Below are 25,884 nucleotides of genomic sequence, written 5' to 3' on the forward strand. Positions count from 1 at the left end.
GACTTTGTCTTTGCAGTTTAACTATTAGATTATTCGGAACGTAATGCTGTTGCAGCATCTTTCTTCGCAGCCATTCGAGCTGGAATATGTCCACCGATTACGGTTAAAACTGTACTTACAATTATTAGAATAATTGCATGAATCGGATTCAATTGTGCAACATTTGATAAATCAGTCATGCTCTTCAAAATTGAATTGATAGGAAAGGTTGCTAGATAGGCGATAACAACACCGAGGACACCAGATGCTACACCTAGGATGGTTGTTTCAGCATCGAATACACGAGTGATATCTTTCTTTCTAGCACCGAGAGCTTTCAAAATACCAATTTCTTTGGTACGTTCGAGCACTGATGTATATGTAATGATTGAAATCATGATCATACTTGTTACTAACGAGATTCCGGCAAAGGCAACTAGAACATAAGTTATAGCGTCCATTAGTCCGCCGGTCAAGTTAGAAACTGAACCAGCCATATCTGTGTAGATGACTTTGTCAGCTTTCTTCTTACCACTGTTGTACTTATCTAAGTACTTGAGAATCTTATCTTTATTCTTAAAGTTATTAGGATAAACCATAATACTTGAAGGTGTAGTTGAACCACCGAGATAGCTGAGCAAATTAGCTTTTGTTTGAGCATCATCGACACTAGCACCAGTCAAGACGTTTTTATTACTACTCTTTTGAGCAGTGACAATATCAGAGTTCTTGTTGTTGTTGATAATGTTCTTCGTTAGTTGATCACTATAAGCAATACCAGAAGCTAAAATGTTTTCAGATGACTTAGATTTAACTCGTAAAATACCTGAAATTTTCAAAGTTGTATTGGCATTATTGTTATAGAGACCTTCATTGGCGGAGTTAGGTAGGAAAGTTCCAGTTCCTAACTTCTTGTAATAATCATTGTTATTAACGACTTTGATTTCTTTGCCAACTAGCTTGTTGAAATCGAGCTTTTGACCATCTTTGACAGATAAACCTAAGTTTTTCAAGGCATTGATGTTGGTAGAATTGTCAGTGTCAACAATCAACACGATGTCATTAGCGCTTGTTGGCATTGAGCCAGAAACAACTTTGTAATGCTTTTTTAAGAATACTTGGCCGTTCTTACCACCTGGATAAACTGAACCGCCGATACCAGTTGAAGTTGCCATTGCATTTTGCATAGCGCTAGCTGAATTAGCACTGCTGTTGTCAGTATTAGAGAAAGTAACATTTTTAATCTTGCCATCAACGTTACTTAATAAATTCATACCAGTTGAGTAAGTGTAAGTGATTGTCTTGCTCAAAGCTGGATCAATGTTGTCGATGTAATTGAGATATCTATTAGTGATTTTATTGACGTGAGTTGACTTGTCAGCTTGACTTAATTTGGCAGTAACTTTGGTTTTCTTTGCTTTGGTCAACTTCTTATTATTATTTGATGGGGCAGTTTGGCTAGAAGCTACCTGTGAAATAGTGATTGGGAATTGTGCCAAAGTGTTAGACTGTGTTTTGTCGATCTGTTTTTGAAAACCTGATGACAATGCCAATACGATAGCGATACTGATAATACCAATACTTGAGGCAAAAGCTGTTAAGAAAGTTCGAGCTTTTTTAGTTTTGATATTAGTAAATGACAACTTAAGAGCCGTCCAAAAAGTCATTTTAGTTTTCTTTAATTCAAATCTATCTTCACTTTCATTTTCAACATAGGGATTGGAGTCATCTTGAATTTTACCATCCGCAAAATTGATAATACGGTCAGCGTATTGTTTGGCTAATTCAGGATTATGAGTAACCATGATAACCAATCGTTCGGCTGATAATTCTTTGATTAGTTCCATGATTTGAACACTAGTTTCAGTATCCAACGCACCAGTTGGCTCATCACAGAGTAAAATTTCAGGGTCATTAGCAATCGCACGAGCAATAGCCACACGTTGCATTTGACCACCAGATAATTGATTAGGTTTCTTATTCATGTGTGGACCCAATCCTACACGTTCTAATGCCTTGATAGCTTTCTCTTTTTTCTCTTCATTTGGAACGCCACTGAGGGTCATTCCCATTTCAACATTATCAAGGATACTCAAGTGTCCAATTATGTTGTAACTTTGGAAGATAAAACCAACAGAATTATTACGATAGGCATCCCAATCAGATTCGGAGAAGTCCTTGGTTGATTTACCCTTAATAATTAAATCACCAGAATCGTAGATATCCAAACCACCGATACCGTTAAGCATGGTAGTTTTACCAGAACCACTAGGCCCCAGTATGGCCACAAATTCTTGAGGTCGAAATGATACTGATACATCGTCAAGTGCCTTAGTTACAGAATCACCGACATAGAAATACTTTTTAATATGTTTAAGTTCCAGCATTTAATTAATTCCTTTTATTTAAATTTGTAATGTTCATACAGAATTGTTAAAATTCCATTAGTGCAACACCATGTTTCATATAATAGAAACATTTTATTCAAAAAACAATCATCAATTATGAATAATTTGTTGTAATTGTAACATAATGTCGTATTCTGTTGCATGAATAACGCTGTATGGAGAAATTAGCTATGGTTGGAGTTAAGAATAATCGTCGAGCTCAATATACTCGACAAGTCATTCAGGATTCTGTTTTGTCATTATTAGAAAATAAGGCTATTGGAAATATAAAAGTAACAGAGATTTGTAAAATGGCTGACATAAATCGTACAACTTTCTACAGATACTACGATGATATTTTTGAATGTGTCGAAAGTATCGAGACGGAGTTTATCGAATCAATAGATACAGACGATAATATGAAGCCGGTTGAAGCATTTGAGAAATTACTGAATGCTTTCTATAATCAGAAACGTTTGAGTAATTTAGTATTTGTTGAAGGCAAGACCAAGTTGATTGATAGGATTCAGCAAACAATTGAAAATGGTGCGGCCGGAAAACCAAAAATCAACGAATATGATAAGTATCAAGAGGTTTACATGATGTCAGGGATGATGGCTATTATGAAGAGATGGGTTAAGGATGGGATGTCAGAAACACCTAAAGAATTAGCCAAGATTATTATTACAATATTATTTGCGGATAATATTCAGTCGTTTAGAGATCAAATTAAAAAATAGCCCAATTCTGTATTTCTAGGAATTGGGTTATTTGATTACTTATCGGCTATCAATTGTAAGTAATCTTCTTTAGGGTTATCTAAACGCTGTTCATAGTTATCGATAATATCTTTTAGATTAACAGCTGCCATCTGTTTTTCAATGTTTTTTTGAATTTCACCGTAGTAATCCTTTAGTGAAAGTTGAATATTAACACCAGGACCACATTCGGGATTAATGTTAGTATCCAATTGCAATAGAGGCGTGTCGCCTTCAACTGCACGATAAATGTCCAATAATGAAATGTTTTTAGCATCAAGCGCTAGGTGTGGTGGAGGATGGCCGGTAACACTTTCAATAATTCCTGCTTGCTTAAGCTTGCTCATGATTTGACGAACAAATGAAGGATTAGTTTTGATACTTTCAGCTAGGCGAGCACTCGTTAGATTTTAGATTATGGAAGGGATCAGTGGTAATGAGAACTAGAGCATGAACACTATCGCTTAACTTAACAGATTTTTTCATAAAAATACCTCCAACGTATCTAGTGTTACTAAGTATAATTTATTTGCTGTTATTTTTAAATTAACAGCAAAGGAATGAATTTAATTGGATAATAATGAAATAGAAGATATAGCAACAAAAATAAAACAAGCCGATGCAGTATTGGTGACGGCCGCCAATGGTTTCTCGATTTCTGAAGTCTTTAACTTATTTGCCAATTTAATTTGGCTGGTTTGGAGTCTGAAAGAATTTTTGAGGTTGAAGGTAATTTGACTCAGATGCATTGCCAGAAAGAGGCTAATCCCGAATTCTTTTCAACCATTGAATTAGCCAAGAAATTTGGAACTGACGATGCAGCGGGTGTATCAAATCCAGATTTATTGCCGAAATGTGAAAATGATGATGAACCAATGCGTTTGAATGTTTCATCCGAACCAATTTTTATAACTGTTAAAGTTGCTCAGGATAGATTTGCTAATTTTATTAAGGAAAACGTCAATAAAAAAATAGTTATTTTAGAAATGGGTATCGGTCCTAGAAATCAATTGATTAAGGCACCGATAATGAGTTTGGTTGGTCAGATGCCTGATGTTACTTATATTTCAATTAACAAAGGTGAGTTAAATATTCCAAATACTATTAGCTCCAAATCATTTGGGATAGATGGGGACTTAACTGAAACATTTAATAAAATAGCAACCGCAATGGGGGAAAATTAGAATGAATTTCGATGAGGAACAATTACTTGAAGAAATCAACGATGCTGATGCGATTCTTGTGTGCGCGGGATCAGGAATGTCAGTCGCTGCTGGTTTAGATTTTTGGTATCGAAATGATGAAAATGTTATGGAAAAGATGGGAGATTTTGTAGAAAAGTATAAATTTAATGGTATGTTCAACGGATTCTATACGAGATATCCTAATTCAGAAACGCGCTGGGCTTTTTTAGCCAAACTATATTCAATAATGGTTAACACATCTGCAACGCAACCTGTTTATGATAATTTAAAGAAAATGCTTGCTGGCAAAAATTTTCATATTATGACAACTAACCAAGACGAGATGTTTAATCGTTACTTTGAGGACGATAAAATTAGTGCCATTCAAGGTGATTGGAAGTTTCTTCAAAGTTCAAATCCACTGACGGATAAGAGTTTATATGAAACTGGACCGTATATGGAAAAACTTATAAAGAATATCAAGAACATGCAAGTTCCATCTGAGATGATTCCTAGAAGCGAAGTCGACCGTGTTGAATTGGAGCCTTGGGTAAGATCACCAACTTTTCTTGAAGATGAGAGGTTTAATGCCGAATATGATAAAGTAAATAGCTTTATTAAAAGTAATCAGATTAAAAAGTTATTATTAATGGAGTTAGGTGTAGGACGTATGACGCCAATGTTTATTCAGCAGCCATTTTGGAATTTAACATATAATTTGCCACAAGCCTCATACGTTAATATAAATCCTAAGGCTGCCATATGACTCATCCCAAGATTGAGGATAAGTCTTTAGTTATTCATGACGATATTAATACTGTTTTTGCGGATATTGCAGAAAGTCTAACTAAGTAAATCTCAGGTTGATCAAATGGAATAATGGTTTATAAAATGCTTATTTTATGAGACAATTTAAATGAATTTTAATTCGAATTTATGAAGTAATCAAAGGAGAAAGCTTATGCCATTGGTACATATTGATTTAATCGCCGGACGTTCCGAAGCTCAATTAAGAGGAATGGTCAAAGACGTTACTGACGCCATTGTTAAAAACACTGGTGCACCTGCAGAACACGTACACGTTGTTTTGAACGAAATGGAAAAAGAACACTACGCTGTTGGCGGAGTTTTAAAGAGTGACGAATAGTTAACTTTGGCACACCTTAGGGTGTGCTATTTTTGTTAGGAGATACATATGTTAGATTCTGTTTTACCTGATAAGCATCTGACTGCAGAACAAGAAGATGTTTTTAATGAAATATTTGATTTTTGCCAAAATAATTTGAGCAACCAAACTAAAGGGTTATTTCAGCTAAATGGGGATGCTGGTACTGGAAAAAGTGTCATTTTAACGCAATTATTCTTACATCTGGAACAAATGGCTAAGGATAATGGAACTGACAATTATTTTTTAGTTAACCATCCCGAACTATTAAAGGTCTATCAAGAAAACGCTAGTGGTTACAAGGAATTACGCAAGAATCGTTTTTTACGTCCAACAACTTTTATCAATCGCATGAATAAAGAGAATAAGTCACCGGATGTCGTTGTAATTGATGAGGCCCATTTGCTGTTGAGTGAAGCCGATCGTTACAATAACTTTGAACAAAACAATCAGCTAGAAGAAATAATCAAGCTGAGCAAAGTGGTCATAATCGTCTATGATGAACGACAAGTTTTGAAATTAAAGAGTTTTTGGTCACAGAAGGTTATCGATAATTTAGTCCAAAGATTCCAGCTACATTACCAATTGGCAACTCTCCATGTTCAAATGCGTATGCAAGCACCTAAGAGAATTATTCAGTGGGTTGATAATTTGACGAATAACCTCCAAATAAACCTGGTGGAACAACGTAATTCTGAGTTTTTTGGTGGCAATTATAATGGCTATGATTTTAGAATCTACCCAGATGCCGAAAAAATGTACCAGCAATTACGCCAGGATAATGCAACTTATCAAAAGTCTCGCATCGTTGCGACAGCTGATTATCCTTCAACTCTTGATGGCAAGAAACACTTTGTTAATGAAGGGGAATTTCATTTACCTTGGGACCAATATAATTATTCCAATGTCACGTGGGCGCAAAAAGAATCGACAATTGATGAAATTGGTTCAATTTATACAGTGCAAGGATTTGACCTCAACTATGTGGCAGTGATTATCGGTCCGTCAGTTGTTTATGATGGTGATGGTAGGATAAAAGTTGATATTGCTAAGTATGAAGATCAAGAAGCTTTTAAGAAACGTCATCAAGCAGATTTAACTGACGTGGACGCTGCTAAAAGGGCAATAATTCTGAATTCAATCAATGTCTTATTAAAACGGGGAGTTAAAGGCGTGTATGTTTATTTTCATGATTCACGTATTTACGATTATTTAAAAGAAAATCATTAAAAAAATATCTTGCAAATGTTGGATTAACATCTAATTTTCGTGAGATATTTTTTATTTAGAGCACAAAAATAGCGATAACCAAATGGTCATCGCTATCATGGTAAACTACAAATACTGCCTTATTGATGTAGCTTAATGTATTCTAAGATTGTCTTTGTTTCAGCTGCTGTTGGTTCGTAATCACCTGATTTTAAATTATGAACACGTTCTACTGAAATGTGACTTTCAAAAGCAAATTGTGTATCAGTCATATCTTTATCTTTTTCGTACTGAATTATCATTTCAGCAATATTTGGTTTATCCATGAAAATACCTCCAATAAGTTATCTGTTAACTTCGATTTAAAAGATTGCCCATCTATTCAATGGCCAGTAACGCCACTTGACTTCACCAATAACACTCTTCTTATTGATAAAACCAATGATTCGACTGTCTTTGGAAACGGTTCTGTGATCTCCCATTACAAAATAGGTACCAGCAGGAACTTTGTTAGTCTGTTCGATTTTCTTTAGATAAGAACTGCTATAACGTTGTTGCCATTCAGGAGAATTCTTAGCTAAAGTACTTAAAGTGAAATTATACGTATAGCTGTATGGCTTGCCCGCATAGAGACTAGTATCAGGTTCCTTAACTTTGTGACCCGCATTGAGGAAGTCTTCTTTATACAGTTTACCATTAACATAAATTTTGTTGTTTTTTGAAACAACTGTATCGCCAGGTAAACCGATAACTCTCTTGATATAAAATGATCCTGGTTCGTCAGGCGCCTTCAAAACGATAACATCACCACGACTGATGCTAGAATGTCTTGTCGCAATAACTTTATCGTTATTTTCAAAGGTCGGCTGCATGGAAGGTCCAGAAACTTTATCATTGGAAAGAATGAACTTAAATCCGAGGAAGAAAACTGCATAGATTGCAATTGTTAGAGCAATGGTCTGTAACCAGAATTGCCAACCGCTTTCTTCTTCCTTTTGAGACCGTCGTCTCTTATTATTTTCTGCCATATTTCACCTCGTACATGTACTACCTAAGATATTACACTTTTTCGTTATTATTGGAAATAATTGTGGTATTTTCATCGTCAAAATTTAAATGAATATTAATGTTTTGTTTGTATTCCGCCAGCGAGAGCGAAGGATTGTGCCTGATGTGGATTAACCACTTGTAGCGATTGCTGTTAACAATGACATCATTAATTTATTAAAATAGTCAGAAGTTGTGATCTAGTTTTCCAATAATAATAAAAAATAAATTAGTTGGAGGAGGTTAGAGTATTCATTCGCAGCGAAAGTGGCGTTATTGCTTCAGCAATTACACCACCGGACGTGTTGGAGACTTTTCGTTCTTTGAAAAGGCTTCAACCGAGGTTCGAGACCGTACTTTGGCTCGGACTGTGCCGCGCAACAGATGAATACTCTAACCTCCGGAAACGGAAAGCACAACTTAATCCTTTAAGTATTACTAAATTTCTAGTAACATGATTGTCGATATATGACTGAATTATCGGTAAGCATTTTTCTGGAGGGATAGTTATGAATTATATTGATGGATTACGTGAAGATACTGCAGTTTTGCCGAATGGGATGGTTTTTAATGCACGCATTAAATTCATGGAACGCATTTGCCAAGCATTGAATAATAATGAATTGCCTAAGTATCACTTTCCACAGCTTCAATTGACTGAAAAAGAAATAACGTCTTATATGGAAAATAATGTCAGTTTAGATGAGGTTGAATTTCAAACTATGTCGGCTCATTTAGAAAAATTTGATCATGACTTAGGCGAATTTCGAACATATTTGCAAACACGCTTTGGCTATTGGGCAACGATTACCCAAGATTTTACAGCTGAAATCAAAAAGCAATTCCCTGAAGAAAGTTTCTTGGAATTAATGGCTGGAAATGGCTATTTGTCAAAAGGATTGCGTGATGAAGATGTTGAAACGTATTGTACCGACGATTTGAGTTGGTCAAAATATAATCAGACCGGTAATTTGAAGATGACTGAAATTGAGTCCTTAGATGCATTGGCAGCCTTGGATAAATATGGTGAAAAAGTCGACAATGTGATTGTTGCTTGGAGCCCTGACCGTGAAGATATTGATTTCAAAATTTTACAAAAGATTCGTCAATTGGATGTTAACTTCCTAGTGATCGGTGAGAAGTATGGAGCAACTGATAGTAAAGAGTTCTGGGATGATGCTAAAATAGTCGATGATCCTCGAATAGATGCAATTAATTCAGTTTATTCACGTTATGATTTAGTTCATGACCAGTTATATTTAATCCAATAAGATAAGCAAGGCTGAGACAATGTAAATTTGTTTCAGCCTTGCTTGTTGTTATAGTGTAAAATATAGTACTAGTTAATAATTGATTTTAATAATCTTAATTAGTAATCATTTATTACATTTATTTAGTTGTAATACTAATAAAAATTTAAATTAGTCGGAAGGTATGAGAATATTTACCCGCTGTGGGTGTGGTGTTATGGCTTTAGCCATTACACCACCGGGCGTGTTTGGAGACTTACGGGTCTATGGTAAGGCTTCAAACCGAGGTTCGAGACCGCTCTTTGGCTCGGACCGGTCCGCATAGCAGGTAAATATTCTCATACCTGGAGACGGAACACAGTAAGACAATTTATAGGTGAATTTTTTATGAAAAAAATAATTTCGAGTATTATTATTTTCTTGGCAATTCTTTTGACTGGTGTCGCTGTCTCGAAAAGTGATTCTATCAAGTATAATAATACGATGAATCGCTTGGGTATGAGTGAAGATGCAGTCGTTTTGCATACTAAATCCAAGAAGAATTTAGTCACTGCTGTCCAAGAATTGAATCAAAAAAAGAAGGTCGCTAATTATCAATTAATCTTCTTTGAAAAGGGTAACAGTGATATTGGCTATATTTATGGTCATACTAAGATCAACAAGTTACCGATTACCTCCGGCCGTTATTTCTCAATGGATGACTTTACTTCCCAGATTCCATTTGCGGTACAAGGCAAGTCGTCAGAAATTGAAGCGTATAAACCTCAGAGCCAATCATATATCAAGGTTGATAATCGTTATATTTCTGTTATCGGAAATGTTGGTTTCGATGGGGCTGATATTTTGAATTTACAGACATTGGTATCACTGTCGCCTAATCAGCCGAAATCTAAATATCACTTGAATCAAGTGACGACAGTTTTGGATGGTCGAGCCTTATCGAATAAAGAGAGTCTCAATAAAATCAAAAAGGTTTTGCATGTTAAATCAATGCATAAGTATGTGCCACAGACTGATGACTTTACCAATGTTGAAGCAAGTAACAATGGTGAGTTATATCTTGTTGGAATTGTATTATTACTATTCCTGATTATTGCGATTGATTTTTACATCCTAATCCCATTAAAATTTGATCTATCGAGATCTCATTTAACTGGTGATTTGAAGAATAATTATCGTAACGGATTATTGATTCGCTATCTGATCTATACTTTGTTGCCATTCGCTGCCGGCTTTGCATTCGTCAATTGGCGAATCGTTATTATCAGCCATGGTACATTTAATTTGTTCATGACAGTCGCAATTTTGATTACCATCTTAGTTGGAGTGTCGCAAATATTCTTTGTAAAACGGAGTGAGTAGTTTAATGAAAGTCGATTTGAGTAATGACTTTAAAGAAAAATATCGTAATTTAATGGGAGAGCGAGCTGAAAAGCTTTTTGCGGCTATTCAAGAAGATAGTCAAGAAGCTTTTCGTCTAAATCCCCTCAAGGCTAACTATCAAAATGTTTCATATTCCTTAGATAAATCATTGGAATACAGCAATATTGGTTATTTTGGTGATATTGACGGTAATTCGATTGATCATTTATCTGGTTATGTTTACAGTCAAGAACCTAGTGCCATGTATGTTACAGAAATCGTTGATCCTCAAGAAAATGAGAAAATTTTGGATCTCTGTGCGGCTCCTGGTAGTAAAACTACTTATATTGCCTCAAAAATGGCTTCTCAGGGACTTTTGGTCAGCAATGAGATAAATGCTAAGCGTGCCAAGGTGTTGTCTTCTAACATCGAAAGAATGGGTATTACAAATACAGTTGTAACTAATAATTCACCCAAAGACTTTGAAAAAAAGTTTGATGACTTCTTTGACAAAATTTTAGTTGATGCTCCATGCTCTGGTGAAGGTATGTTTCGTAAGGATCCTGAATCAGTTAAATATTGGTCACTAGATTACGTTGAACAATGTGCCAATCGTCAGCAACATATTTTGGATTCAGCTTATAAATTGTTGAACCAAGGTGGAACGTTAGTTTACTCAACATGTACTTTCTCACCTGAAGAGAACGAACAAAATGTGGCTTGGTTCTTGGACAAGTATCCTGATATGCATTTGGCTGAAGTTAAAAAATATCCTGGTATGGAAGATGGACGTCCTGAGTGGGCAAAGGACAATCCTGAATTAAAAAAAGCTTTACGTATGTTTCCTGATCAATTCAACGGTGAAGGACACTTCATGTGTAAGCTAGTTAAAGATGGCGAAACTGTTGAACCAAAGGAACGCCAAATCAATGACGGTCTCAAGAAAGATGATTTCAAGTTTGTTCAGCAATTTGCCAAAACTAACCTCAATGGGTTAGCACAAACAAGTTGGCTCAAAATCAGTGATTTCTTGTATCAAGCAGCTAGTTTGGATAATCGATTCAAAGGATTACATATTTTGAGAAATGGTCTAAAGCTAGGTGAATTCAAAAAAAATAGGTTTGAGCCTGATATCGCGTGGATATTAGCACTCAAACCTGAGGAATTGAAGACAGTTTATGAATTGACTCAAGAGCAATTTGAAAAATATTTGCATGGTGAGTCAGTTATTTTAGATTCGAAACCCGATTTTGACAACAAATGGATTGGTTTATCATATCAAGGTAAACTATTCAGTTGGGGTCGTTACAGTAATCAACAAATAAAAAACGTCTATCCCAAAGGGCTTAGACGTTAGAATTTAATATTTCGTTGTTTCATATAATTTACTAAGTTCTCATCGAATACGATGGGAGCTTTTTTTATATCTGCAATAGATTTAGCACCGATTGCGGCCATAATCAAACGTAATTGCTTAGTAAATTCTTCGAAGAAGATTTCCGTTTCACTGAGAGAATACTTCTGTAGATGGTGGAGGACTAAGCCTGACATCCCTACAGCGCTAGCACCCATCCGAATCGCCTTGATAACATCCATTGGTGTTCTAACGCCTCCAGAAGCGAAAATGGTCATCTTATTTTGATAGGGAAGAGATTCCAAAAGTGATTCAACCGTGGATAAAGAAAAACGGTCAAGATAAGTTAAATCTAATTCATGATTTCTGGCACTCTCGATTTGAGCAAAGTCGGTACCGCCGAAACCGGAGATATCAACATTGCGCACGCCAGCTCGATATAATTGAGCTAAGTTCTTTTGAGAGAGGCCAAAGCCAACTTCTTTAACAATCACAGGAACTGACACATGACTGACGATATCTTTAATATTATCTAACCAAAAGAATTCCTGATCACCTTCAGGCATAGCCAACTCTTGCAAAACATTTAGATGAATCTGCAAAGCATTAGCTTTTAACAAATCAATTGCTTCTTGAGCCTGAGTGGCATTAGCTTTGGCGGATACATTAGCCATGACAAAGCCGTCCGGATTATTTTCCCGAAGAGTTGTAAATGAGGCCTTAGTTTCCGCTGGTAGACGCAAATAAACGCCCATTGAGCCACTGGAAACAGGAATAGACAGCGTATGAGCTAATTGTGACAATTCTTCATTAAATTGAGCTGATTGACGAGAACCACCGGTTATTGCATTGAAATAGATTGGTAGAGCCATCTTGCTACCGAGAAAATTAGTCGATAAGTCAATATCCTGTAGACGTAATTCAGGTAAAGCATCGTGCAATAGTCGAACGCTGTCAAAATCAGCAAATGATTCGTCAGTAAAAAACTTTTCCGCTAAGAAAAGATGTTCAACCTTACGTTGCATTTGTGCATCCTGTTTAGGCATGAGCGATTGTGTCTCCGATTTTTAGAGTTAATGGGGTGATGCCGACTGCTTGCCATTCTTTTTTAAGTTCAGCAACATCAAGTTTTTTGTCACTCAAAACAATTCCACAGTCACCGCCACCGGCACCAGAAGTCTTAGCTGAACCACCAAGATTCTCGGCAATATCACAGAGCTTCGTTAAGAGTTCTGTCTCAATATGAACATCACTAAATTCAGCAAGATCTTTCAATAGTTCACGATACTTGCTGAACATTTCTTTAATTAATGTCGCATTGTTAGTCTTAAAGCCGTTGATTAAATTCTCAACACTTTGACGACTAGCACTTAAGAAGTTTTGATACTTTTCGACCTTTTGTGCCTTTGTTAAGGCAATCCGGTCAACTAGGATTGAAGTTGAAGCTGGAGAACCAGTCCAACCAACGGTTAATTCCAAGTCGTCTGGCAATTCAAGACTACTGATTTGTAATTGAGGCCAATCAAGAGTCAAAATCTCAGTAATACTGTGATTTCTAATCATATTGAAAATCCAGTTACGGTCAGGTGAATAGTAAGCTACGATGCCACCAAAGGCACTTGCAGCAATATCGCCTAAGCTACCATTACCTTGAACTGACAAGTGGGAGATAGCTGAGATTTTGTAAATATCCATTGCTGTAAGACCTAAGTGATAAAAATCACCTAAAGTTTTAACTACGGCAACAGTTACAGCGGCTGAAGAGCCTAAACCATATTTTTTACCATCTTCAGAATCAAGTTCGCTTGTTACAAGTAGGTCGTAATAACTTAATTTACTACCACTTTCAAGTGCATACTTTTCAACGAACTTGATAGCTGCCAAAATATATTGCAATTGACTTTCTGAATCGTCGAAGACTAGTTCCGTACCTTGACGGTTCCAGTGGATCAATTCCTTATTTAAGTTTTTGGATTGGATAGTACCACCATTTTGAGACTTGTTTACTGTCACGGTAACGTACTTGTTAACTGAAGTTAGGACAGCAGGGAAGCCCGTTTCAACAACAGCATACTCTCCAGCCAAATATAATTTTCCAGGTGCTTTTCCTGTAGACAAAAATATCATACCTTTCAATTTGTATCAGATGTATTGGATACCAGGACCAATGTTGGCCACAACGGTTGTGACATCTGATAATTGTTGTTCGATGTATGTCTGAACCTTAGGAAGCGATTCTTTCGTACATATAATTTTAACATTTGGACCGGCATCAATTGTAGCATACGCAAACAAACCTTTTCGACGTAATTCCTGAATTAGTTGAATAATCCGAATAGTTTCCGGTGCAAAATATGTGAACGAAGGATCGGCAGAAAGTGTCAGAGCATGCATACTCATCGCATTGTGTTCCGAAATTTCACCAATTTTTTGAAGATCTTTTTGGGCAATTGCTTGCTTAATTTCTTTTATCTCTGAAGACACCAGTGTAACCCAATTTGGATAAAAAGGGGAGCTTTTTACGCTATTTTCCATCCCCACAGTCGAAGAAATTTTCTTACTATGCTTATTTATCACTACCGACAATAAAGCTAAATCAATCTCTGGCGTTTCGTCAATTGGCACAGCAAAAGAAGACTCATTGTCATGTCCCGCTTGCCATTCGACAAACCCACCATAGATGGAACGACTAGCCGATCCAGAACCGTTACGAGCTAAGATTGATAACTCTTGGCGATTTAAGTCGAGTTGTTTGGTCTCATTGATGGCTGCTGCAAGTGCCGCAAAACCTGAAGCTGATGAAGCGAATCCAGCGGAAGTTGGAACGTGATTAACTGAGTCTATTTGAAAGTGTTCCGTAAAAGAGTAGAAATTTCGAACTGTTTCTAAGTAATTGAGAATTCGTTTGTTCTGCGTATCATCGAGCAATTGATTGTTTAGGTAAACAACATCTTTGTCAGAATCGATAATCGTTGCTTTAGTTTCGGTATAGAACCGATCAAGTGTTAAGGATAAACTGTTTGTATAGGGTAACTTCAATTGTTTATTTTTCTTACCCCAATATTTGATCAAAGCAATATTTGTATAGGCTCGAGCTGTTCTAGTCAACGTCTGAGTCCTCCCCATAAATTGATAGTGGCTGAATCCAAGTTTGTTCGGCTCCAGCTTTAACCAAAGCTTTTTGAATCATCTGAGCATTTTTCAAATTTCTAGCTAGACAGATAATACAGCCACCACGGCCACCACCAGTGATTTTACTACCTAGGGAACCAGCACTGTTAGCAGCTTCGATTAATTTGTCAGTTTTAGGAATGGCAAGATTTAATTTAGTCAAAATTTCATTGGCTAAAGAAAAAACCAATCCTAATTGCTTGAGATGTCCAGTTGTTAAATATTCACTGGCAGATGTCGCGTAGTCACCTAATTGTTGTAAGTAGGCACCAGTCTTTTTTTGATCAGCTTCATACATTTTTCTGACATCAGCGACAGTCTCTTTAGTTTTACCCTTGACGCCTGAATCAGCAATCACGATAAAACCATCAGAATTGAAATTAAAGTGTTTGGGAGCAACGTCTTTACCAAATTTAATTGGATCTTCAGAACTAACAGTTAAAGCATCTAAGCCACTTGCTTTACCATGTGTGATAGTTTCCGACTTGTTGACGTAATCTAATAATAGCTGGTGATCCAGTGGCTGATTGAAACAGTCAAAGAATGCACGAGTAATTGCGGCCGCAATGGCAGCTGATGAACCCATACCACGCTCGATTGGCAAACCACTGTCAATACTGATGGTGTACTTGATATGTTCTTGATTTAAGCGCTTATCTAATAAATCAATTAAATATTTAACGCCTGATAATGAGTCAGGGATTTTGTCAATTTTTCCGGCATAGTACTTTGAAGTTAGAAAATTTGCTTGACTTTGTTTTATTTTAACAATCACGGGGGTACTCAAAAGGGGAATTGCGAAGGCGGGGTAGCCGTAAACTACCGCATGTTCTCCCATAATAATCGTTTTTCCATGACTTTTACCTATTCCTTTAAGCACATGCTCACCTCATATTCTCTAAGTCTTTATTTTATACATCTATTCCAATGATTTCCACTTTCTTACAATTAACTATGATAAAATTTTTGCGGGTGATTAAAAATGACATTAAATTTTGTACTTGGTAAAAATCAATATGACCACCATCAAAAGATGATGGAATTGTTTCAAGAAGATTTCCAAAAAGATCCTCAGGGACAATTTTTCTTTCTTGTTCCCAATCATATTAAATTTGAATCCGAAATAAATATTCTCAAATCATTTGATCAAGGAGACGGGAAGATTGTTGCGACAAACAATGTTCAAACTTTCTCCTTCTCACGTTTGGCTTGGTATTTTTTGCGTGACAGTAGTGATTATAATTTAGAAACCTTAACGCAAACTAAATCAGCCATGTTACTAAAAGAAATTGTTCAAGCACATCAAAAGGACTTGAAGATTTTTAAACACATGATCGATAAACCTGGTTTTATCGACCAGATGATTTCCCAATTCGACGAATTTTTGAATGGTCAAGTTCAACCAGATGATATCGGCTCTGTATTGGCTCAAAACCAGACAGATGTCTTCGCTGACAAAATTGCTGAACTTAACTTAATTTACAGTGAATACTTACAAAAAATTCAAGGTTATAAAACAAATGATTTTCAATTAGAAGCTTTAGCAGATTTTCTCAATCAACGACTTGATACATCACATTATCATTTTTATATTGAGGGATTCTCAACGTTTACAGCCGCTGAACTTAATTTGGTTGAAACGATGGCTATTAATAGTCATAATCTCAATGTTTCATTGGTGCTCACCGACAAAGCTATCAATGACGAAGATGATTCAGAGTTTTTCATGCGTCCAGTACGTACGTATCAGCAATTAACTGAATTTGCTCACAATCAACGTATGGAAACACACAGTATTTTTGCCAAAGATTTACGTATTAACCAAGATTTAGCTAAATTGGAAGATTATTGGATTCAATCTAGTGGAGTAGGTACGATTAAGCCTAGTACGCTGGATAACAAGAATTCAATTCAGATTTGGAAAGCAACCGATAAGCAGACTGAAGTATCAGCCATTAGTTCGTATATCAGACGATTAGTGGCCCGCCAAGATTATCGTTATAAAGATTTTTTGATTGTAGCCCGTAATCTGTCTGAATATGGTTCCTTTATTGAGTCGTTTATGGAAAATAATGAAGTGCCATACTTCATTGATTTACAAAAGAAAATGGCTAACCATCCCTTCAAACGTTTGTTGGATCTCTTATTTGCAATTCACGACCGCGGGATGCAAGAAGATGACGTAATCAGTCTCTTGCGGACGGAATTGTTAATTCCCGAAGAATACACTAATGACATTGAAGGATTCCGTCAGGCAGTCGATTTAACTGAAAACTATGCTTTGGCGAACGGAATTACCAAGCGTAATTGGATGGGTGATACCTTTAGTCCAACTGTTAAATTAGATTCAAAGACTGATTCAGTGCGTTTGAATGAATTTAAACAAATTAACGTTATCAAGGCATTTATTAAAAATATCGCTAAACAATTGACCAAATTTTTAGATGATCCAGCCGATTCAACTACTAGTGCTGCCGCTCTCTATGAATTTTTAAATAAAAACGGTGTTTTCACGGAGCTATTAAAGTGGCAACAACAGGCCACCGAAGAGAAAAATCTCACTTTGGCCGATCAACCAGTTCAAATTGTCAATTTATTCAATCAAATTCTTGATGAATACGTATCAGTCTTTGGTGAGAAGACATTCGATTCTAAAGATTTCATCAGTATTTTGGATGCTGCCTTTGAAAGCGCCACATATTCACAAGTTCCATCAACCTTGGATGCTGTCAGTATCTCTGAAATAGGGATGATTCAACCAGATAATCGAAAAGTTACATTTATTCTAGGTAGTACAACGAGCAACATGCCCGGTTCGACCGTTTCCAATAATTTGGTAACCGATGATGAACGTGGTTTCTTAAATGAGAATTTAACCGATGGTAAGTTCTTGAAAGATTCTGATGAAGTCGTCAATAATTCGGAACCATTCTTGCATGACATTACGTTTACAACTAGTTCAACGCGTTTGATTTTCACGTATCCAAACTTGTCGGAAGATAGTAAACAGCAGGATCTATCGAGTTATGTTAAACGCATTCAACAACATTTTGATTTGACGATTGAAGATAAATTGGCAAATCCCGAAATTGTGGAAGCTGATTATAGTCATGTCCTAGAATATATCGGTTCCAAAGCATCGACATTGAATTATTTGATTCGTGTATCACGTGCCGCTTTGGATAAACGAGTTGACGTGCCGAATGCTTGGAACTTTGTCAAAAATCAATTAACACAACGTGAACCAGAAGTCGCCGATTTTGCCTTGAGTTCATTAGCGTACAAAAATGAGCCTAGTGCTCTGACCCCTGAAACCGTAAGTGCCTTGTATGGTGACAAGATTCAAGTTTCGATTTCACAGTTGGAAACATTCTATATGAACGAATATGAGTATTTCTTGAAATATGGGTTGCGTTTATATCCGCGTCAATTATTCGAAATCACTCCAGCTCAAACAGGATCAATTTTCCATGCTGTTTTGGATGCACTAGTTAAGTATTTGAATAAGACGGGGAAGAACCTAGTAGACTTTGAAGATACCGAAATCACAGCTCTTGTCGGCAATTTATTTGCTGAGCAAGCTGAATTGCCAGAAAACAAAATTTTTAAGTCATCTGACCGGATGCTTTATATTTCTAGTAAGTTGCAGAGTACCTTGGTGCAATTGGTTAAGAATATGAAATTGCAGTATAAACGGAATAAGTTTGTTCCTAAGCGTTCTGAAGTTACCTTTGGGCGTTTGAATAATGAAGAGGATTTACCATATATGGTTTATCACTTGCCTGATGGACATGAGATTTATGTTCGTGGAAAAATCGACCGAATTGATGAAATGGAACTTGACGACCGTTCATATTTAGCAATCATTGACTACAAATCTAGTGATCGAAAATTTGATTACTCACAATTTCTTGATGGAATTACGATGCAAATGCCAACATATATCCAGAGTGTTAGCGAAAACTTGGACCGTTTCAAAGATGGTAACAAGGACATCAAAATTGGCGGGGCTTTATACGAGCACATCGTTAATCCATTTATTCCATTGAAGAAAACCGGTACTCCATTGCAGCAACAAATTTTGAGTAAATTCAAGTTGCAAGGGATTCTACTCAATGATGAAGAATTACTAGATAATTTTGATTTGGAAGCTAGAAATAAAAATACTAAGAGATCTGATAAGTCGCCAGTCGTTGGATTTAGCAAAAAAGAAGTTATTACTGACGACGATTTATTTAAGATTCTCAATTACAACCGTCATTTGATTAAAAATGCTGGTGAAAAGATTTATTCTGGAAAATTGCAATTGAATCCATATCGCTACGCTAAAAAGACAGCTTTGCAATACAGTGACTATCGACCAATTTTTGAGTTTGATGCGATGTTGCCTGAAAATGAATATCACGACATCATTAATTACAACAAGGAAGACGTCTTAGATAAAATCGGTGAAGTTTTAGAGGAGGAAGATAATGCCTAAATGGACTGATGATCAAAAAAAAGCGATTGAACATCGTGGACATGATGTTTTAGTTTCAGCTGCGGCTGGTTCTGGTAAAACGACAATCTTAATCGAACGTATCTTGCGTGAACTAATTGGTGACAAAAATCATCAGCCAGAAGACATTGAACATTTACTTGTAGTGACTTTTACCGAAGCTGCAGCCCAAGAGATGAAAGAAAAACTCTTACGTGCTCTGAAAAAAGAAGTTAATAAGACTGATGATTCTGCAGTTAAACATCACTTACAGAAACAAATTTATCATGTGCCGATGGCTAATATCAGTACGATTCACGCATTTTGTTTGAGTGTTATCAAGAAGTTTTACTACGTCATTGATTTGGATCCAAATTTCCGCTTATTGAGTGATGATACCGAAAAATCGATTATTCAAGAACAAGCCTATGACTTGATTCGTGACGAATATTACAGTAAAGATGATGCCGATTTTATCGACTTAACGAATAACTTTACTAATGACCGTTCCGATGATGGCTTGAAAGACGTTATCTTTAAAACTTATAATTTTGCGATTACTAACCGTGATACTGATACTTGGTTGGATAATCTGGTGACACCTTACCAATTTAAAGATAGCTTTGTTGAAACAGACTTTTATAAGCAGGAGTTCTTGCCACAAATCAAACAGAGACTAGAAGATTTACGTCAGTATAACCGTGAGACCGTGGATTTTGTTGGTAGTGATGAATTAGCAAACTCATATATGCCCGTTTTAAGAGAACGTGATGAAAAAATCGGTCATCTGGAAGAGTCAATGTCACAGATGTCTTATCAAGAGTTACGTGAAGAATTGATGACTTTCAAGATTGATGCTAAGAAGGATAAAGTGGGCAAGGCTGACAAAGAGGGTAAAGATGATACCCTGATGAAGGCTGCGGGAAAAATGGCTTCAAACTTCACCACACGTCGTAAAACGCTAGTTGATGATTATTTTGTGCGGTCTGAAGATGAAATAAATCAGTCTTTACGTGACGCTGAAGCCTTAATTAATAAATTAGTCGAAGTGGAACGTCGCTTTATCAAGAAATTCGATGATTTAAAGACCAACAGTCATGTACTAGATTTCAACGATTTGGAACATAAAGCCGTTGATATTCTTAACGGTGCCGTGGATGGTCGTAAGATTGCGCAAGAGTTCTATCAAAATAAATTTAATGAATTAATGATTGATGAATATCAAGATGTTAATGAAATGCAGGATCGAATTGTTGATTTATTGTCATGTGACAGCAATCACCGCTTCATGGTTGGCGATATCAAGCAGTCAATCTACGGTTTCCGTCAAGCTGCCCCTAGACTATTCACAGAAAAATACGACCGTTTCCAAAGGGACGACAATGATGCTGAATTAGTTCAATTATCCAAAAACTTCCGTTCTTCTAAAGCAGTTGATGACTTTGTCAATCAAATTTTCACTCGTATCTTTGATAAGCAAATTGGGGATATTGACTACGATGAAAAAGCTAAGTTAGTTACCGGAACTAGTTTTCCTGACTCAGTTGACACTGAAAATGAATTTAACATTTATTTAGCACCTGATGACGAAGATGATAGTGAAGAGCCAACTGATGAATTGAACGAGGAAAGTCTCAGTAATCAAGCCGAAATCAGTAAACGTCAAACATTGATCAGTGCAGCTGCAGCTAAGATTCAATCTTTGGTTGGCAGTGGTTTTGAAATATACGATAGTAAGATGGATAAAGATACTGAAGCTGAGAAGATTCGTCCTTTGAAATATTCAGATATTGCGATTTTGGCTCGAACTCGTGATAACAACACTGATATTGTGTCTTATTTCTCGAAGGTTAATGTGCCAGTAATGGTGACTGATGCTCAAAACTATTTCCAAACGACTGAATTGCAAATCATGATGGCAATGCTTAACATTGTTGATAATCCGTATCAAGACATCCCATTGGTAGCTGTTTTGCGTTCACCAATTGTTGGTTTAAATGAAGAAGAATTAGCTGAAATTCGCTTGATCGACAAGCGAAATATGTATTACACAGCCATTCAGAAGTATTTGAACCAAGAAGATGCCAATAACCATATTCAAAATAAATTGAAATCATTCTTGTTGCAGTTAGAAAGTTATCGTGACTTTGCCAATAAGAACAGTATTGCTCGCTTGATTTGGAAAATTTATCAAGAAACTGGTCTGTTGGAATACGTTTCAGGGATGCCTGGTGGAAAACAACGTGCTGCCAATTTACACGCTCTGTATCAACGTGCTAATGCTTATGAAGAAAATAACTTCAAAGGATTGCACCAATTCATCAGCTTTATTCAACGCATGCAAGATCTCGATAAAGATTTAGCACAACCAAATAGTATTGAAGCCAATGATGATACCGTCAAAGTTATGACAGTCCACGGTTCCAAAGGATTGGAATTTCCAATCGTCATGTATTTGGATATGAGTAAGAACTTCAATATGATGGATGTTAACTCCAATACCGTCTTTGATGCTCAAAAGGGTATTGGAATCACCTTAGCTGATAATGAGACACGTTTACAATATCGGACTATGCAACGTGGTGTGATTAGTAATCAAAAGAAGATCTCAACAGTTTCTGAGGAAATGCGTCTTTTGTATGTTGCTTTAACACGTGCTAAGCAAAAATTGATCATGTTTGGATTTGCGAAAGATGAATCCAAGTTATTCCAAGCATTTGATAAACCTTCAACTGGCGGACGACTCAATGCTTCAGCTAGACTAGGTGCTAATAGTTTTCAAAATTTAGTTGGGATGAGTACTTTGAATGGCGTTGATACTGAGGAATATTACGACGAAGCTATTAAGCTACGATTTAACGTTATCCCCGTTGCTTCGACAACTAACCAAGCTAAAGAAATCATTATTCCTAAGGCTGCTCCAGAACCAATCAATGAAACCTTCAAAAAGTCAGTCGCTGGTATTTTAGATTTCAAATATCCATATCAAGAATCAGTTGAGACAACCGCATATCAATCTGTTTCTGAAATCAAAGGATTATTCGCAGATCCAGATGATGAGAACATGGCCGAAGATTTGCTTGAAGACCGTTCTCGTTACAATCTTGGTTCATTCGATAAGCCACAATTTTTGACCAAATCAAAGAAAGTCACTAACGCTGAGGTAGGTAGTGCAACTCACTTAGTCCTACAAAAGATTTCTATTGAAAAAACTCCAACAATTGAAGACTTTGACGAATTGATTCAAGATTTGGTCAATCAAAAATTATTGACTGACGAATTGGCTGAAAAGATTGACCGTCAAAGTTTAGCTGACTTTTATCAGAGTGACTTAGGACAGTTAATTGTCCAAAATCATGAGCGTGTTAGTCGAGAATTTCCATGTTCAATCTTGATGCCAGCCGAAAAGTTGTTCAAAACCGACATCAAAGACTATTCCACTAACGATAAAATATTAGTTCATGGTATTATTGATGGTGTGATTGAATTGGACAGCGGAATAACAATTTTTGACTATAAGACAGATCATGTCACAGCTGAAAATCATTCGGAATTAATTTCGAAATATTCTGGACAAGTCAATTTATATGCAGAGGCAATCTCTGCCATTAAAAATCAACCCGTAAAGGGTAAATATCTTTATTTCTTGAAGACTAACGAAGCTGTCAGCCTTTAGGACAACAAAAGATGAGAGGTGAATGATTTGAAAAATTCTTACGCTGTTGTTGATTTAGAGACGACCAATTCTAATTGGCACGACAACGGGCGTATAATTCAATTCGGCTGTGCCCTTATCGAAGATGGTGAAATTACACATATTTATGATCAAAAGATCAATCCCAAGGTACCAATTCCTGGTCGCATCACAGCTTTAACCGGCTTGAGTGATGACGATGTTAAGGATTCACCAACATTTGAAGAAGTTGCACCTGATATTTTTAAACTTTTAAAAAATCGAGTTTTTATTGCACATAACGTGAATTTTGATTTGACCTTTTTAAATCGTGAACTTAAACGTATCGGAATGAATCAACTGAATATCAAAGCTATCGATACTGTTGAATTAGCGCAGATTCTTTTCCCAACAATCAGCAGTTATAAGTTACAAGATTTAACGCATTATTTAAGCATTGAACATAAGAATCCGCACAGTGCCAACAGTGATGCCCACGTAACTGCTGAGTTATTTTTAATCATTTTGAAACGGATTCAACAATTGCCGTTGGAAACGTTACGAATGTTAACTAAGTTTGGTAAGAATACAATCCGTGAAACTAATTTAGTTTTTAAAACTATTTTGGAAGAACGGGAACAGACAGCTCGGACAGAAGTTTTGCCAGCTTATCTGTTTGAAAAAAATGGCTTGATCTTACGCAAAAAGGATTATCACGTCAGTGAACAGATTGATCACTCGACTAAATATCCTTTAACCCGTGAAGCCAAAAAAGAATTATTAGACGGCGTTTTGGATTATCGAGTTAATCAATCCAAATTGATGGATAACATTTACAAGACAAGCCAACACCGTGACAAAGTAAAAAAATGGAATTTGATTGAAGCGCCGACTGGTGCTGGTAAGACTTTGGGTTACTTATTGCCATTGTCTTATTTGGTCAATAATGACCAGAAGTTAGTTGTCGCAACAACTACCAAAGTCTTGCAGCAACAAATTCTTGAGCAATCGATTCCATTGTTGAATCAAGTAACGAATAATAATTACCACGCTGAAATTGTCAAAAGTAGCTATAACTTTATCGACCTAGACAGATTTTTTGAAGCACTGGATAATTATCGTTTGCACAGTCACACTGCTATTTTGAAGATGAAAATTATCGTCTGGCTAACAATGACAACAACAGGTGACTTGAGCGAGTTACATTTAACTAACTACAACAGTCCGCTGTTCAGTATTATTCGTCATCGCGGTGAACCGAAGGAAAATACGATTTTTAGCAATGATGATTTCTGGATGTATCAACAGAATCGTTATTTAGAATCAAAAATTCTAGTTACTAATCAAGCATTCTTAGCACGTCATTTGGATAGTCAATTCTGGGGTGGAAATTCTTATTTAGTTATTGACGAAGCTAATCACTTTGCTGGTGGCTTGCGGGATGCTAGTTCACCAACAATTGATTTCTTGCAGATGAATGAATACGTCAAGAAAATCAGCGATATTTTGTACCAAAATCGAGTTACATTGCGTTATGCCTTTACTGAGGTGACAACTCAACTTTGGAATTATCAAGATCTTCAAAATATGGAGACTCATTTCCAAGCGGTTGACGAATTAATGGAACGCCTTGAATACAATATATTTGGCAACTACGTTCGTAACAAGGTTCGATTCAAAGATCGTGAGAACTTTGTTTCAATTCTCGATAGCAGTAATGAATTCGGTAAGAAAAATTCTGAAATGATTGAATTATTGTCAGATTTGATTGTGGAATTATCATTGATTTCTAACCGTGTCGAGACATTATTCGACCAATATAATTTCCAAAAGAACTTTATTTCGGTTGAGTTATCAAAGGTTATTTCTAATTTGACGATTGAGAATAGTAAGTTGGAAACTGTTTTGAAGAACTTGGATGAATTATTGCAAGCACTTCAAGGTGATGATAATAAATTTGGTGTCCAACTGGATATGCGTGACTACTATGATCCTAAGACGTTGAAAATCAGCTGGAGACAGTATGATATTCACGATTTAATTGCGGAAACAACTGATCGATTCAGTCAAATTTTTGCGATTGGGGCGGCTATTACCGTTCAAAAGGATTTCTCACACTTCATCTTGGATACACAGCTCAATCAAAATCAGATTAATCAAATGGTGATTCTGCCTGATACCAATAGTATTTCGAAGAATAGTAAGATTTACTTGCCTGCTGACTTACCAGATATTCAATCACTTTCAAGCGATGCTTACTTTGACATGGTGACAAGTTATATCGTTGATGTGCTAGATAATCTCGATCATCAAACAATGATTCTATTCAACTCATTGAACACGTTGAGCAAAGTCTACGAGCGTTTAATGGGTACTGATGTCAAAGAGAAGTGGGAAATTTTGGCTCAAGGCGTAACTGGCTCGAATGAGAAAATCAAGAAGCGTTTTGCTATTGGTCAACGTTCCGTGCTATTAGGTGCTAATTCCTTCTGGGAGGGTGTCGATTTTCCTAAGAAAGTTCTCGAAATTTTGATTGTAACAAGAATTCCATTCGAATCTCCTGAACAACCAGATGTGAAGATTAAACAGGACATTCTTAAGCAACAAGATATGAACGTCTTTAAAGTGGACTCTTTGCCAAACGCCATTTTACAATTGCGTCAAGGATTAGGTAGATTGATTCGAACACCGACAGATCGTGGTGTCATTCTATTGTTAGATAATCGAATTTTGACGAAGAGCTACGGTAAAATGATTTTAGATTCATTGCCAAAGGGTTTACCAATAATCAACGAGGATATGGATTTAATTAAGAAAGATATAAATGAATTTCTGAATTAGGTAAAATATTGCTAGAATGTAACGTGT

19 protein-coding genes and 1 pseudogene are annotated in these 25,884 nt (G+C 36.3%); 12 read left to right on the top strand and 8 right to left on the bottom strand.

The window, feature by feature from the left end; all coding sequences use genetic code 11:
• Positions 1-29: 29 nt before the first annotated feature.
• Positions 30-2,366, bottom strand: a complete 2,337-nt coding sequence (locus AAA923_RS02170; protein WP_338214327.1) for an ABC transporter ATP-binding protein/permease — start codon at positions 2,364-2,366, stop codon at positions 30-32.
• Positions 2,367-2,557: 191 nt separating this feature from the next.
• On the opposite strand from AAA923_RS02170, the gene AAA923_RS02175 reads away from it, so the two are divergent.
• Positions 2,558-3,106: a TetR/AcrR family transcriptional regulator gene (locus AAA923_RS02175; protein WP_338214328.1), complete on the top strand. Its 549-nt coding sequence runs from the start codon at positions 2,558-2,560 to the stop codon at positions 3,104-3,106.
• 35 nt (positions 3,107-3,141) lie between these two features.
• On the opposite strand, the gene AAA923_RS02180 is transcribed toward AAA923_RS02175, so the two are convergent.
• Positions 3,142-3,471, bottom strand: coding sequence for an Rrf2 family transcriptional regulator (locus AAA923_RS02180; RefSeq protein WP_338214329.1), 330 nt, complete (start codon positions 3,469-3,471; stop codon positions 3,142-3,144).
• A gap of 223 nt (positions 3,472-3,694) precedes the next feature.
• Here AAA923_RS02180 and AAA923_RS02185 point away from each other — a divergent pair, with 223 nt between their 5' ends.
• The 5 genes and pseudogenes from AAA923_RS02185 (at position 3,695) to AAA923_RS02205 (ending at position 6,703) form a co-directional block, all read left to right on the top strand.
• Positions 3,695-3,862 carry a hypothetical protein gene (locus AAA923_RS02185; RefSeq protein ID WP_338214330.1) on the top strand — a complete coding sequence of 56 codons (168 nt, stop codon included), beginning with the start codon at positions 3,695-3,697 and terminating at the stop codon, positions 3,860-3,862.
• Positions 3,859-4,308, top strand: a complete 450-nt coding sequence (locus AAA923_RS02190; protein ID WP_338214331.1) for a hypothetical protein — start codon at positions 3,859-3,861, stop codon at positions 4,306-4,308. Before AAA923_RS02185 ends, AAA923_RS02190 begins: the two co-directional genes overlap by 4 nt.
• 1 nt (position 4,309) lies before the next feature.
• Positions 4,310-5,074: an SIR2 family NAD-dependent protein deacylase gene (locus AAA923_RS02195; RefSeq protein ID WP_338214332.1), complete on the top strand. Its 765-nt coding sequence runs from the start codon at positions 4,310-4,312 to the stop codon at positions 5,072-5,074.
• Positions 5,075-5,266: 192 nt separating this feature from the next.
• A pseudogene (gene thmT, locus AAA923_RS02200) lies at positions 5,267-5,455 on the top strand (2-hydroxymuconate tautomerase); the annotation flags it as partial.
• Between the two features lie 48 nt (positions 5,456-5,503).
• A complete protein-coding gene (locus AAA923_RS02205; protein ID WP_338214333.1) occupies positions 5,504-6,703 on the top strand; it encodes a DUF2075 domain-containing protein in 1,200 nt (399 codons plus the stop codon).
• Between the two features lie 119 nt (positions 6,704-6,822).
• Here the strand turns inward: AAA923_RS02205 and AAA923_RS02210 are convergent, their stop codons facing one another.
• Both AAA923_RS02210 and lepB read right to left on the bottom strand, forming a co-directional pair.
• Positions 6,823-7,008 (bottom strand): LBP_cg2779 family protein, encoded by a 186-nt coding sequence (locus tag AAA923_RS02210; protein ID WP_041501047.1) that lies wholly within the window; start codon positions 7,006-7,008, stop codon positions 6,823-6,825.
• Between the two features lie 36 nt (positions 7,009-7,044).
• Positions 7,045-7,710 carry a signal peptidase I gene (gene lepB / locus AAA923_RS02215; protein ID WP_338214334.1) on the bottom strand — a complete coding sequence of 222 codons (666 nt, stop codon included), beginning with the start codon at positions 7,708-7,710 and terminating at the stop codon, positions 7,045-7,047.
• A 528-nt stretch (positions 7,711-8,238) separates the two neighbouring features.
• On the opposite strand from lepB, the gene AAA923_RS02220 reads away from it, so the two are divergent.
• From AAA923_RS02220 to AAA923_RS02230, 3 genes are all read left to right on the top strand, one after another.
• Positions 8,239-9,000: a hypothetical protein gene (locus tag AAA923_RS02220; RefSeq protein ID WP_338214335.1), complete on the top strand. Its 762-nt coding sequence runs from the start codon at positions 8,239-8,241 to the stop codon at positions 8,998-9,000.
• Between the two features lie 366 nt (positions 9,001-9,366).
• A complete protein-coding gene (locus tag AAA923_RS02225) occupies positions 9,367-10,341 on the top strand; it encodes a hypothetical protein (RefSeq protein WP_338214336.1) in 975 nt (324 codons plus the stop codon).
• A gap of 4 nt (positions 10,342-10,345) precedes the next feature.
• Positions 10,346-11,698 (top strand): RsmF rRNA methyltransferase first C-terminal domain-containing protein, encoded by a 1,353-nt coding sequence (locus AAA923_RS02230; RefSeq protein WP_338214337.1) that lies wholly within the window; start codon positions 10,346-10,348, stop codon positions 11,696-11,698.
• Here AAA923_RS02230 and fni read toward each other — a convergent pair.
• Genes fni through mvk form a run of 4 tightly spaced genes read right to left on the bottom strand, consistent with a single transcriptional unit; the run spans position 11,695 to position 15,746 of the window.
• Entirely contained in the window at positions 11,695-12,741 is a 1,047-nt protein-coding gene (gene fni / locus AAA923_RS02235; protein ID WP_338214338.1) for a type 2 isopentenyl-diphosphate Delta-isomerase, read from the bottom strand. The genes AAA923_RS02230 and fni overlap by 4 nt on opposite strands.
• Positions 12,734-13,813: a phosphomevalonate kinase gene (locus AAA923_RS02240; protein ID WP_338214339.1), complete on the bottom strand. Its 1,080-nt coding sequence runs from the start codon at positions 13,811-13,813 to the stop codon at positions 12,734-12,736. The genes fni and AAA923_RS02240 overlap by 8 nt, the downstream gene beginning before the upstream one ends.
• 24 nt (positions 13,814-13,837) lie before the next feature.
• Positions 13,838-14,803: a diphosphomevalonate decarboxylase gene (gene mvaD / locus AAA923_RS02245; RefSeq protein ID WP_338214340.1), complete on the bottom strand. Its 966-nt coding sequence runs from the start codon at positions 14,801-14,803 to the stop codon at positions 13,838-13,840.
• On the bottom strand, positions 14,796-15,746 hold the full coding sequence (gene mvk, locus AAA923_RS02250; RefSeq protein WP_338214341.1) for a mevalonate kinase: 951 nt from the start codon (positions 15,744-15,746) through the stop codon (positions 14,796-14,798). The genes mvaD and mvk overlap by 8 nt, the downstream gene beginning before the upstream one ends.
• Positions 15,747-15,848: 102 nt before the next feature.
• Between mvk and AAA923_RS02255 the strand changes: the two genes are divergently transcribed.
• From AAA923_RS02255 to AAA923_RS02265, 3 genes are read left to right on the top strand one after another with little or no spacing between them, the layout of a single operon-like run.
• Entirely contained in the window at positions 15,849-19,346 is a 3,498-nt protein-coding gene (locus AAA923_RS02255) for a PD-(D/E)XK nuclease family protein (protein WP_338214342.1), read from the top strand.
• Entirely contained in the window at positions 19,339-23,019 is a 3,681-nt protein-coding gene (gene addA, locus AAA923_RS02260; RefSeq protein ID WP_338214343.1) for a helicase-exonuclease AddAB subunit AddA, read from the top strand. The genes AAA923_RS02255 and addA overlap by 8 nt, the downstream gene beginning before the upstream one ends.
• Before the next feature lie 18 nt (positions 23,020-23,037).
• The gene (locus AAA923_RS02265) at positions 23,038-25,857 is read left to right on the top strand and encodes a helicase C-terminal domain-containing protein (protein WP_338214344.1); all 2,820 of its coding nucleotides are present in this window, start codon (positions 23,038-23,040) and stop codon (positions 25,855-25,857) included.
• Positions 25,858-25,884: the final 27 nt, after the last annotated feature.

Source organism: Companilactobacillus muriivasis (genome assembly GCF_036246245.1).
GTDB lineage: Bacteria > Bacillota > Bacilli > Lactobacillales > Lactobacillaceae > Companilactobacillus > Companilactobacillus muriivasis.

Bases quoted from the DNA above. Each gene is read 5' to 3' on its own strand.
- AAA923_RS02170 (WP_338214327.1), bottom strand. From the start codon at position 2,366: ATGCTGGAACTTAAACATATTAAAAAGTATTTCTATGTCGGTGATTCT.
- AAA923_RS02175 (WP_338214328.1), top strand. From the start codon at position 2,558: ATGGTTGGAGTTAAGAATAATCGTCGAGCTCAATATACTCGACAAGTC.
- AAA923_RS02180 (WP_338214329.1), bottom strand. From the start codon at position 3,471: ATGAGCAAGCTTAAGCAAGCAGGAATTATTGAAAGTGTTACCGGCCAT.
- AAA923_RS02195 (WP_338214332.1), top strand. From the start codon at position 4,310: ATGAATTTCGATGAGGAACAATTACTTGAAGAAATCAACGATGCTGAT.
- AAA923_RS02205 (WP_338214333.1), top strand. From the start codon at position 5,504: ATGTTAGATTCTGTTTTACCTGATAAGCATCTGACTGCAGAACAAGAA.
- AAA923_RS02210 (WP_041501047.1), bottom strand. From the start codon at position 7,008: ATGGATAAACCAAATATTGCTGAAATGATAATTCAGTACGAAAAAGAT.
- lepB (WP_338214334.1), bottom strand. From the start codon at position 7,710: ATGGCAGAAAATAATAAGAGACGACGGTCTCAAAAGGAAGAAGAAAGC.
- AAA923_RS02220 (WP_338214335.1), top strand. From the start codon at position 8,239: ATGAATTATATTGATGGATTACGTGAAGATACTGCAGTTTTGCCGAAT.
- AAA923_RS02225 (WP_338214336.1), top strand. From the start codon at position 9,367: ATGAAAAAAATAATTTCGAGTATTATTATTTTCTTGGCAATTCTTTTG.
- AAA923_RS02230 (WP_338214337.1), top strand. From the start codon at position 10,346: ATGAAAGTCGATTTGAGTAATGACTTTAAAGAAAAATATCGTAATTTA.
- fni (WP_338214338.1), bottom strand. From the start codon at position 12,741: ATGCCTAAACAGGATGCACAAATGCAACGTAAGGTTGAACATCTTTTC.
- AAA923_RS02255 (WP_338214342.1), top strand. From the start codon at position 15,849: ATGACATTAAATTTTGTACTTGGTAAAAATCAATATGACCACCATCAA.
- addA (WP_338214343.1), top strand. From the start codon at position 19,339: ATGCCTAAATGGACTGATGATCAAAAAAAAGCGATTGAACATCGTGGA.